Source organism: Oleiphilus sp. HI0061, from assembly GCF_001635675.1.
This window is the reverse complement of sequence record NZ_LWFE01000447.1, coordinates 1-11,011: the sequence shown is the minus strand read 5'-3', so window position 1 is coordinate 11,011 and position 11,011 is coordinate 1. Positions and strand designations below refer to the sequence as shown.

The following is an 11,011-nucleotide window of genomic DNA, read 5'->3' as shown; positions in this document are numbered from 1 at the left end:
GCTGGTGTTATTGACGGCAGTCATAGGTGTGACGCTGCTTAAAAAACAGGGGCTGAGTACCTTTATCAGAGCTAATCAGAAGATGCAAAGTGGCCAGATGCCAGTCTCTGAAATTGGTGAAGGGATGATGTTGGCAATCGCGGGAGCATTGTTGCTTACCCCTGGGTTTGTGACCGATACGATTGGCTTTATTTTATTGACGCCGGGCTTTAGAGCTTCGTTTGCCAAGATGATTGCGAAAAATCTGGTACAGAATTCCTCACAAAGCGGCTTTTATTCCCAGACAACTTATAGACAGTCGTCTCAGGCGGAGGAGCAGCCGGTTAAGGACCCTTTCTCTGCCCAGGAATTTCCCCAACGTACCGTTCCGCCTGAAGAGATCGCCGAAGGTGAGTTTCAAGAGATAAAACAAGAAAAAGAAAAATAAGTGCTTGAAAAGCTTTCTATCATCCCCATTTATAGAGTCACTTATCAATGAAAATTGTAAGTTTAAAATGCAACTTATTGTTTTTATTAAATAAAATAAAGCGCTCTTTGTTTGAGAGTGATTTTATTTTCGGATTGAAAACCTGTTAGGAGAATCAAGAAGATGAAAATCCGTCCATTACACGACCGTGTTGTTGTACGCCGCAAAGAAGAAGAGACCACAAGTGCGGGTGGTATTGTATTGCCTGGTAGTGCGACTGAAAAACCTTCTCAGGGTGAAGTAATAGCTGTGGGTACTGGAAAAATTCTGGATAACGGTGATGTTAAAGCTTTGGCTGTAAAAGAAGGCGATATTGTAGTGTTTGGTCAATATGCTGGTAATACCGTTAAGATCGATGGTGAAGAGCTATTGATTATGAGTGAAAGCGACCTTTACGGCGTGATAGAAGCTTAGTACCGGTTAGCCGGTTCAGAGAATTATTTTAAAAGTGCCTAACTAAATAGGCAAACAGTTTAAGTAGGAAAAGTATATGAGCGCTAAAGACGTTAAATTTGGTGATTCGGCTCGTCAAGGCATGTTGGCCGGTGTAAACATTCTAGCAGATGCAGTAAAGGTAACTTTGGGCCCTAAAGGTCGTAACGTTGTATTAGACAAATCTTTTGGTGCACCGACGGTGACTAAAGATGGTGTGTCTGTTGCGAAAGAAATCGAGCTTAAAGACAAGTTCGAAAACATGGGTGCGCAGATGGTAAAAGAAGTTGCATCACAAACTAATGATGCTGCGGGTGATGGAACAACGACTGCAACAGTTTTGGCTCAGTCTATCGTTAACGAAGGTTTGAAGGCTGTTGCTGCGGGTATGAACCCAATGGACCTGAAACGTGGCATCGACAAAGGTGTGCAAGTTGCAGTTCAAGCGGTTAAAGGCTTTGCTCGTCCATGTGAAGATACTAAAGCGATTGCTCAAGTAGGCACAATCTCAGCAAACAGCGATAGCTCTGTTGGTAGCATCATTGCTGAAGCGATGGAAAAAGTAGGTAAAGAAGGTGTTATCACTGTTGAAGAAGGTAGTGGCTTCGAAGATGAGCTAGCCGTTGTTGAAGGTATGCAGTTCGATCGTGGTTACTTATCACCTTACTTTATCAACAATCAGGACAATATGAGTGCAGAGCTTGAGAGCCCATTTATATTATTGGTTGATAAGAAGGTTTCTAACATTCGTGAGCTACTTCCTGTACTGGAAAGTGTTGCTAAAGCAAGCAAGCCATTATTGATCATTGCTGAAGATATCGAAGGCGAAGCGCTAGCGACTCTAGTTGTAAACAACATGCGTGGCATTGTTAAGGTGGCAGCGGTTAAGGCACCTGGCTTTGGCGATCGTCGTAAGGAAATGCTACAGGATATCGCTACTCTAACGGGTGGTACGGTTATTTCTGAAGAAGTTGGTTTGTCTCTAGAAACCGCAACAATTGATAACTTGGGTACAGCGAAGAGCGTTAACATCAGTAAAGAAAATACGACGATTATCGATGGTGCAGGTCAAGCTGCAGAAATCGAAGGGCGTGTTAACCAGATTCGTAAGCAAATCGAAGAAAGCAGTTCAGACTATGATCGTGAGAAGCTTCAAGAGCGTGTAGCTAAATTAGCTGGCGGTGTTGCGGTAATCAAAGTAGGTGCTGGTTCTGAAGTCGAGATGAAAGAGAAGAAGGCTCGTGTCGAAGATGCGCTTCACTCTACTCGTGCAGCCGTTGAAGAAGGTGTTGTTGCAGGTGGCGGCGTATCATTGATTCGTGCTCTACAAGCGATTGAAGATCTTCAAGGTGATAACGAAGATCAAAACGTTGGTATTAACTTGCTACGTCGCGCAATGGAAGCACCTATGCGTCAAATCGTTGAGAATGCCGGTGGCGAAGGTTCTGTCGTGACTGATAAGGTTAAGCAGGGCGAAGGTAGCTTTGGTTACAATGCTGCATCGGGTGAATATGGCGATATGTTGGAAATGGGTATTCTTGATCCGGCTAAGGTGACGCGTACAGCGCTTCAATCAGCAGGTTCTGTTGCTGGTTTGATGATCACTACTGAATGCATGGTTACCGATATCGTAGAAGAGGGTGCAGCAGCACCAGCTATGCCTGATATGGGTGGCATGGGTGGCATGGGTGGAATGATGTAATCCAGCCTTTCACGCTTTGTGATTAAGAAACCCGGCTTTTGCCGGGTTTCTTGCGTTTGGGGCTAAGTACTTGAGGCATGTCTCAAGAAAACCCTGCAAAGGTATGAAAAACCGTTAATAAAGGTAGATTTATCATATTAAATAGTCTGTAATTGGTCGCTTTTTAGAGCAGTAGGCTCCCTACCGGGCGGCTTAGGTATATAAGCATGATAGGTTCTCGGTAGTTTTCAGTATCTCTTGTACTGAAGTGGGTCAGATAATAGGACTTGGTCTTTACGCGTGTTGAAAAAAACAATTCTGTATCTTCTTGTTTTCTTATTGGCCTTTAGCGTTTTTGTGCTGGCTAAGGCTCCAGCGCGTGTGATTTGGGAGGGAGTTGTAGAGGCTGATCCTTCTGTAACTAATTCTCTTCGCTCTGTTGGTGTTTCGGTAAAAGGCATTGAGGGGACTATCTGGGATGGTCGTGCTTTGGTTCAGTATAAAGGCATTGCCTCAATAGTTGATTGGAATGTGAAATTATCTGAACTATATGCCTTATCACTTCCCGTTAAGCTTGATATTGATAGCCAAGCGGGCGAATTGGAGGCTGTGATTACGGTGGGCATGTCTGACATCGCTGTGACGGTTTCTCGTGGTGACCTAGACTTATCTATGCTAAGCCCAGCGCTGAGGGCGCAACGAGTCACCCTGGATGGTCAGCTATTGTTAAAGGATATACAGCTGCTAGCTGAAGATAATATGCTGCGATCAGCTGCAGGTATGATCTCGTGGTCTGGTGGCGATATTGCCTATCCTGCTCAACGCGCTATACATCAACGTAGCTTTCCTCCTTTTAGGGGGGTGATAGAAACTAGCGAAACTGGGGAAATAAAAGCAGGTGTTCGTGATAGTGGCGGATCGTTTGATGTCATTGAAGCGACGGTGAGCCCAGAGGGTGAAGCGCTAGTTAAAGTGAAAAGACGCTTATTGGATTTGGCTGATGAGCATTGGCCCCAAAACTCCAAAGAAGAAGATGTCGTGTTTAAAGTGAAAAAGAAAATTTATTAGGCTGGTGAATAATTTGATAACGCTAGGGTCAGGAACAATTGCTAGGATTCAGTCACTGTTGGCTGTGACTTTGCTTGTTTATGTCGCTTATCTGGGGGCTGGAGTGTTTTGGTATTCACTGGCTTCTTCGGATGAGCGCGCTTTAGTGTTGCCTCAGAATAAAGTTGTTACAGCTAAGAAAAGCCAGGGGCGAGATGCCAGGTTAGCTGACTATCATTTATTCGGACAAGTAGGAAAACAGGTAGTTAAAAAGCAGGATAAACCAAAAGAAGCGCCTAAGACCAGCTTAAGGTTAGCATTAAAAGGTGTTTTTATGTCAGAGCAGGCTGGCGCATCGGGTGCTATAGTAGAAGAGATTGGCAAGAAGGCGGATTACTATGGCATAGGTGATGCCCTACCAGGCAGGGCCACTTTGGAAGAGGTATATAGTGATCGTATTCTCTTGAGGCGTAACGGAAGGCTAGAAACTTTGGCTTTTGAAGAAAAGAAGAGCATCAAAGGCAGTAGCAGTTTTTCTAAGGTAACGCCGGTTAAAGCCCAGCCGAAAAGAAGAGCAAGGGTGGAATCAGTAGAAACGCCTCAGCAATTTATGGATGAGGCTGCAGAGCGCTTACAGGAAGATCCTGTCGCTGCATTGGGCTCAGTTGGGCTGAAAGCTTCTTCAGAGGGGTATGTTTACCAAGGTGGAAACCCAATGTTGTCGGGGCTAAATCTTAACAAGGGTGATGTGATACGCTCGGTGAATGGTCATAACCTTGGTGATATTCAGCGCGATAAAGAGTTAATGAAAAGTCTCTATGAGCAAGGTAGTTTGGAAGTAGAAGTGATGCGAGATGGCGCCAGCTTTTATATTAACTACCCTTTGAGATAAAAAAATTGCGGGCTCAAGCCCAGTAATGCAAATGACTTAAGTGTAAAGTGATTGTTATGAAGTCTACATTAGGAAAGAACATGTTCAGTATGGTCCGTCTCAGGTTGGTGCACTTGGTTGTTTGTGCCGCGCTGGTATTTAGCGGGAGTGCCTTCGGTGAGGAGCAAACCTGGAAGGTAAATCTGAAGGATGCGGATGTCAGAGCATTTGTTAGTCAGGTTGCCGATATAACAGGTTATAGCTTTGTTATTGACCCTCGAGTTAAGGGTAAGGTCACGGTTATTTCTAATGCTTCAATGAATAAATCTGCTGTTTACGAAATGTTTTTATCCGTCTTGGGGGTGCATGGCTTTGCAGCGATACCTGGCCAGGAAGTGATCAAGATTGTCAGACAAAATGATGCCAAGCAGAGTGCTCAGAACGATCGTTTTTTGAAAAAGGTACCATCAGAGCAAATCGTTACGCGGGTAATTCAGGTTAACAATGCTCGTGCTTTAGAGTTGGTTCCGATTCTTAGACCGATGGTGGCAAAATATGGACACCTTGCGGGTGTCGCAGCTGCCAATGCTTTGATTATTAGTGATCACCTGGCGAACATAAAACGAATTAGTAAGATTATTGATGAGCTGGATAGCCCTTCTAAATATGAACTTGAAGTTGTTCAGCTTAAAGAAGCATGGGTTGGTGATATGGTAAAGCTCTTAGAAGAGTTAGCACCTAGCGAGCTGAGTAAAGCTAAAGGAAAAAGTGGCGGCAATAAATTTAGTGTTGTTGCAGATCAGCGCAGCAATCGGCTTATCCTTCGAGGCGATGAGGCATTCCGGGAGAAAATGCGAGAGTTGATAGCCAAACTGGATCAACCTTCATCCACGGGTGGTAAAACCAAGGTAGTCCGACTTAAACATGCGGATGCTGGAGAGTTAGCTGAGTTGTTAAAGGGGCTAATGGGCGATATTAGTAGTGAGGGTGCTAAGGGTAAGGGTAAAAGCCAATCTTCAGAAGCGAGTGTTTATGCTGATGAAGGTTTGAATGCGCTGGTTATTAGAGCAGAACCTTCAGTGATTCAGGAGCTCGATGGTGTCATTGAGCAACTTGATGTTCGCCGAGCTCAGGTACTGATCGAGGCTGCGATAGTTGAAATTAAAGATGACCTGAATGACAAACTTGGTATTCAGTGGGCCTTGTATGATCAGGGTGCATCGGTTCCAGGTGTATTTACAAACTTCTCTGATGCGGGAATTGCGACGGCGAATGTATTGTCAGCGTTGATCGCGCAAGATAGCAGTGATGATGGTGATCTTAACGTCTCAGGTATTGGTGCGAGTGATGGTATTACCGCAGGTTTTGGGCGAACAAGTGAAAGTGGTGTAAGCTGGGGTGGCCTGATCCAGGCGCTTGAAGGTGATGCTAGCGCAAATGTTCTTTCTACACCTAAAGTGATAACCATGGATAATCAGGAGTCATCTATCATTGTTGGTGAGAATGTTCCAATTATCACAGGTCAGTCTACTTCTTCCGGTGCTGGAACGTCGGACCCGTTTACTACGATTGAGCGTCAGGATGTCGGTGTTAAGTTGATTGTGACGCCAAGTATCAGTGATGGCAATTTAGTTCGTTTGGAAATTGAACAGGAAATATCAGGCGTTTCTCCGTCAACGGCTGGAGCCGATATTATTACCTCGAAACGTCAGATTAAGACGAATGTTCTGGCTGATGATGGCGAGACTATTGTTCTGGGCGGCCTAATTCGTGATGACGAAACTTACCAAGAAAGCAAGGTTCCATTGCTGGGTGATATTCCCTGGTTAGGTGCTTTATTTAGAAGTACTCAGAAGGTTGTAAATAAGCAGAACTTGGTGGTATTCCTAAAACCAACGATTTTACGTGATAAAGCGGCCAATAAGGCTGTTGCCGTTGAGAAGTTTGATCAGCTATGGAATTTGAACTTGGCGATCAAGGAAAGCAATGGTGAAGATACTGAAGATTTAGTTAAACCTCAGCTTGATAGCGTATACCAAGGCATGCAGGTTAAGTAAAAGCCTTCAAAGGCTGAGTATTTATTTTCTTGAATAAAAAAGGGAGAGTCAGAGACTCTCCCTTTTTTGTTTTAAAGACTCTTGTTCAATAAACGGTGACACCCATTTCAATGAAACCTACTTTAAGGTCTTCGATATCGTAAGCAGTTAAGCCTAGGTATTCTAATATGTCATCTTGGCTATCTTCCCATTCCGGGTCGCTATCTTGTAGGCCAAGTACTTTGTAGTTTCCGCAAATATGCTCAGCCAGTTTAAGAACTGCCAGCAAGGTTTTCTGCTGCTGGTTTTTGCCGTCTTTAACTGCAAACACTTGCTTGGTGTTATGGTGTTCGGCAATAACTTGGCAGATATGCTCAGGGAGGTTCCATGACTTGGCGGTGAAATAACCGACGACACAGTGATTGGTGTTGAATTTTTCATTCTCTAAGTCAATGACTCGCTCATGCTGGCCGGAATAAGTTTTTTCCATGACGGTGATATAATCATCGAAGCGTGAAAGCATGAGAGGAATACCCGCATTATGGAACAAGCCTAATGCATAAGCTTCGTCTGGCGTGCGGTAGCCGACTTTTTTGGCAACCGCTGCGCAGACCATCGCTATGTCGTTTGCGGTATCCCAAAAAGAGGTTAATTCAATGATGGCTTCATCTGACATTTCACCTTTGATTGCCAGGCCATTCAAGATATTAATAACGGTATGAATACCCAGTAGTGATACCGCTTGCTCAATGGAGGTGATTTTATTTGCCAGACCATAAAATGGTGAATTAACAAATTTCAGCATGGTGCCGGATAAGCCAACATCCTTCGCGATTAAATTGGCTATTCGTTGAATATCCGGGGCCGGCATGATCTGTTCCATTTGTAAGTCCACAAGAATCTGGGGTTGTGGAGGTACATGAATGCCTTGAAGAATTTTTTTGACCTGGGCTTCGGTGAGTTGGTTGCTCATAATTTGCTGCTGCCTGTGACTTGCTTTATTACAAATACTGATAATTAACCTAGTAATTGTAGGATGAATTGAGAAATAAGCTAACGATGAGCAGAATAAAAATGGGCCTAAATCGGCTTGCTTGATATACTGCCGCCCAATTCAAGCTAACTAAAATATCGAGAGGTGTACGATGACTGACCAGCCTAAAACGCTTTGCCTGAATAAAGGGGCTGACAAGAGACTAAAACAGGGTCACCTCTGGATATATAGCAATGAGATTGATACCAAGCAAAGTCCCTTAAAACAGTTTGCGCCAGGCGAACAAGCTATTGTGGTCAACCAGGCGGGTAAAGCGATTGGCCGGGCTTTTATTTCTCCTGCATCACTCATCGCTGGTCGAATGATTAGCCGGGACCCTGCACAGGCAATGGACCAGTCTTTGCTCAGGCACAGGTTAAAGATCGCTTTGTCCCTCAGAGAGCAAGCCTTTGATGGGAATTCTTATCGCTTGGTTTATGGTGATAGTGATATGTTGCCTGGCCTGGTGATTGACCGCTTTAAAGACGTATTTGTTGTTCAGATTTCGAGTGCTGGAATGGAGTCTTTAAAGGATGAAATCGTTTCGGCACTTGAGAAGGTTTGTCGACCGAAAACGATTTTGTTTAAAAATAATGGCAAGATGAGATCTGCCGAGAATCTCGAGTCCTATGTTTCGCTTGCTATGGGAGAGGAGCTTGAAGACGCCGAACTGGAAGAGAACGGTGTTCGTTTTCTTGCACCAGTTATGAAGGGGCAAAAAACAGGCTGGTTTTATGATCACCGCATGAATCGGGCGCGCTTAAAAGACTATGTTAAAGGTAAGCGCGTGCTGGACTTGTATAGCTATGTGGGCGGTTGGGGAGTTCAAGCCGCTGCATTTGGGGCTGAGTCGGTTACCTGTGTAGATAGCTCTTCAATGGCGCTTGATTACGTTGAGAAGAATGCGGCACTAAATGACTTGTCTGACAAGGTAAGTTGTATTGAGGGTGATGTCTTTGACGTGTGCAAGCAGTTGAAGCTTGAAGGTGAGAAATTTGATGTTGTTATCGCTGATCCACCAGCATTTATTCCTAAGCGTAAGGACCAGAAAGCGGGTGAGATTGCTTATCAACGTTTGAATCAGCTTGCGATGCGCCTGCTAGAAAAAGATGGTTTACTGGTTTCTGCGTCGTGTTCTATGCACCTTTCGCGAGAAGCCTTGATGAAAGCTATTGCGGTAAGTGGCCAGACTTTGGAAAAGCGCTTACAAGTAATTGAGCAGGGCGGCCAAGGTGCAGATCACCCAATACTGCCAGTAATTCCGGAAACAGAATACCTGAAATCAATTTTCGTCAGAGTTTTGCCAGCATCGTAGTTTGATTAAATGAAAGTGCGATGCAGGGCTTAGTTTTGTCTCGTGCTTTCTAGTGTTTCAATGACGCGATTTGCAAGGCTTATTCTTGCGGCGATACTACTCTTGGTATCGTGCATAGCTTGCTTGCCGATCAGCATTTGAATTTGCCGACAGGCTTCGAGTTCTACTTCAGCAATTTGACGAAGTGATGCTCTGAGTTCTTCTTCAGGAATGGTGGCAAGTGCTGCTGGATAGTAGCCATCGAGCCTGTTCCAAGAAACGCTAAAAGCTTCGATATCTTGTTTGAGCAGTTTGCTTAGGAGTTTGAGGTATTTTGCTCTACGCTTGGCGCTTTGGTTCTGACTTTTGCTAGTGTTCTCGATTGAAAAGTCTGCAACGATTCTCGGGTTTCCACTCTCGCCAAAAAGCATAAACTCTAAAGCATGAAAGCCTAAGGCAACATAGGCAGAATCTCCGAGTAAATGCTCCTGATTAAGGCTATCCTTGGTCAATTCGATTTCAGAGTGAATTAAACCGCTTAGCGGGTAGCCTTGGACCTTATCTAAATAGCCAGGAATCAAAGGGTACTGATCAATGCGGTTGTGGTTCGTATGAACGAGTTCAGGAGAGCTGAGAGTCACATCCAAAACCGGATGTATGATGTTCAGGCTTTTTAGCCATTGTCTAAGAAGTCTAGTCGAGATATATGTATCGTGAGCTAGACTCCACTGCTGATGAGCTTCCTGTAGAGATTCTTTCGATGGCTGAGTCGTTAGTTTGTCGATAGAACTTTGTAGCTTAGCGGCTGCGTTGCTGGTTTCAGTAAGTAATCGATTACTCTCTTTAACCATTTGGTCGATCAAAGAGGTGGAGAGTGTTGCGATTTGACGGTTGCCAATATCTGACGATTGCTTGTTTATTGCTGAGCTTGTTTTGCTGGATGTGATATCTGGCGTTGAGGGTTCACTGCAGCCGAATAGCGCTAAACAACAGAAAGTGGTGAATAAGCCCCTGATCATGTCTTTTTTCTTAGCTTCTGAGAGTTTGTATTGGCCAGCCATTTTGTTCACTATATTCTCTTAAGGTGTCATCCGGGTCGATAGAGACTGGCGTGCTGACCAGCTTTAATAAAGGCAGGTCATTATGTGAATCGCTATAGAAAAAAGAACCTTTGAGTGTATGGTGATTCGTCTCTAACCACTCGTTCAAACGCGTAATTTTCCCTTCTTTAAAGCTGGGTGTGCCGCTTACCTTGCCTGTATATCGACCGTCGACTTGCTCGGGAAGGGTCGCTATCAGTGTATCAATGCCAAAAGCCTGAGCAATAGGCTCAGTAACAAAGTGGTTTGTGGCGGTAATAATCAGGAGAGTATCTCCGGCAGCTCTGTGTTTTTCAACAAGCTTGATTGCCTTATCAAGCATAAGTGGTTTGATTTTCTCCAGAAAAAACTCTTCTCGCCATTTCAGCAGTTGCTCTGTCGGATGTGCGGCGAGTGGGCGAAGCGCGAATGACAGGTATTTGAGGATGTCGAGTTCACCATTTTGGTAATCCAAAAGAAATTGATCATTGGCCTCTTTGTAAACTTGAGCGTCGACAATAGACTTTTCGACGAGAAATTCGCCCCAGGCATGGTCGCTATCACCCGCGATTAATGTGTTGTCTAAGTCGAAAATTGCCAGTGCCACTTATGTACTCCCCCGAGAGTGTTTTATGCTAAATAACGACCAATCACAAAGGGTCGATTTCGATGAATAGAAAATCATATCAGATCATCTCTTTAAAAACTCATTAAGATCTTAAAAGTAGTCTAGAATTGATTGATATATCTAGCATAATTAATTATTTGCCCGCTCATGGGTTTGCTGTATCGGGCAAATTCTGAAAGAATGAAGGCAATGTAAATATCTATAGACGGGAAATTAGAGAGTGATAGATTCTGACGGTTTCAGATTAAATGTCGGAATTATTCTCGCAAACGAATTTAATGAGGTACTTTGGGCAAGGCGAATCGGACAAAATTCTTGGCAGTTTCCGCAAGGTGGAATCAAAGTTGATGAGACTCCTGATGAAGCACTTTACCGTGAATTGAATGAAGAAATAGGTTTGCAGCCTTCAGATGTACAGATTGTGGCCAAAACAAAGGGTTGGTT

At 44.1% G+C, this 11,011-nt stretch carries 11 protein-coding genes; 8 read left to right on the top strand and 3 right to left on the bottom strand.

Annotated features, from left to right (window positions below; all coding sequences use genetic code 11):
- The 6 genes from A3735_RS06075 to gspD all read left to right on the top strand — a co-directional run.
- Positions 1 to 427, top strand: a 427-nt coding sequence (locus tag A3735_RS06075; RefSeq protein ID WP_082885808.1) for an FxsA family protein, incomplete at its 5' end; no start/stop codon positions are given.
- Between the two features lie 162 nt (positions 428 to 589).
- Positions 590 to 880: a co-chaperone GroES gene (locus A3735_RS06070; RefSeq protein ID WP_068509031.1), complete on the top strand. Its 291-nt coding sequence runs from the start codon at positions 590 to 592 to the stop codon at positions 878 to 880.
- A 76-nt stretch (positions 881 to 956) separates the two neighbouring features.
- Positions 957 to 2,600, top strand: coding sequence for a chaperonin GroEL (gene groL / locus A3735_RS06065; RefSeq protein ID WP_068509033.1), 1,644 nt, complete (start codon positions 957 to 959; stop codon positions 2,598 to 2,600).
- Positions 2,601 to 2,879: 279 nt separating this feature from the next.
- A complete protein-coding gene (gene gspN, locus A3735_RS06060; protein WP_068509035.1) occupies positions 2,880 to 3,647 on the top strand; it encodes a type II secretion system protein N in 768 nt (255 codons plus the stop codon).
- A gap of 13 nt (positions 3,648 to 3,660) precedes the next feature.
- Positions 3,661 to 4,518 carry a type II secretion system protein N gene (locus tag A3735_RS06055; protein WP_197469962.1) on the top strand — a complete coding sequence of 286 codons (858 nt, stop codon included), beginning with the start codon at positions 3,661 to 3,663 and terminating at the stop codon, positions 4,516 to 4,518.
- 56 nt (positions 4,519 to 4,574) lie between these two features.
- Positions 4,575 to 6,554 (top strand): type II secretion system secretin GspD, encoded by a 1,980-nt coding sequence (gene gspD / locus A3735_RS06050; RefSeq protein WP_231872239.1) that lies wholly within the window; start codon positions 4,575 to 4,577, stop codon positions 6,552 to 6,554.
- 85 nt (positions 6,555 to 6,639) lie between these two features.
- Here the strand turns inward: gspD and A3735_RS06045 are convergent, their stop codons facing one another.
- Complete coding sequence (locus A3735_RS06045) at positions 6,640 to 7,506, bottom strand: HDOD domain-containing protein (RefSeq protein WP_068509039.1); 867 nt, start codon at positions 7,504 to 7,506, stop codon at positions 6,640 to 6,642.
- A 172-nt stretch (positions 7,507 to 7,678) separates the two neighbouring features.
- On the opposite strand from A3735_RS06045, the gene A3735_RS06040 reads away from it, so the two are divergent.
- Complete coding sequence (locus A3735_RS06040; RefSeq protein ID WP_068509041.1) at positions 7,679 to 8,881, top strand: class I SAM-dependent rRNA methyltransferase; 1,203 nt, start codon at positions 7,679 to 7,681, stop codon at positions 8,879 to 8,881.
- A gap of 29 nt (positions 8,882 to 8,910) precedes the next feature.
- On the opposite strand, the gene A3735_RS06035 is transcribed toward A3735_RS06040, so the two are convergent.
- Positions 8,911 to 9,921 (bottom strand): imelysin family protein, encoded by a 1,011-nt coding sequence (locus tag A3735_RS06035; protein ID WP_068509043.1) that lies wholly within the window; start codon positions 9,919 to 9,921, stop codon positions 8,911 to 8,913.
- A complete protein-coding gene (locus A3735_RS06030) occupies positions 9,890 to 10,546 on the bottom strand; it encodes an HAD family phosphatase (protein WP_068509045.1) in 657 nt (218 codons plus the stop codon). Before A3735_RS06030 ends, A3735_RS06035 begins: the two co-directional genes overlap by 32 nt.
- A gap of 241 nt (positions 10,547 to 10,787) precedes the next feature.
- Here A3735_RS06030 and A3735_RS06025 point away from each other — a divergent pair.
- A partial coding sequence (locus tag A3735_RS06025; RefSeq protein ID WP_156499451.1) for an NUDIX domain-containing protein occupies positions 10,788 to 11,011 on the top strand: 224 nt, incomplete at its 3' end.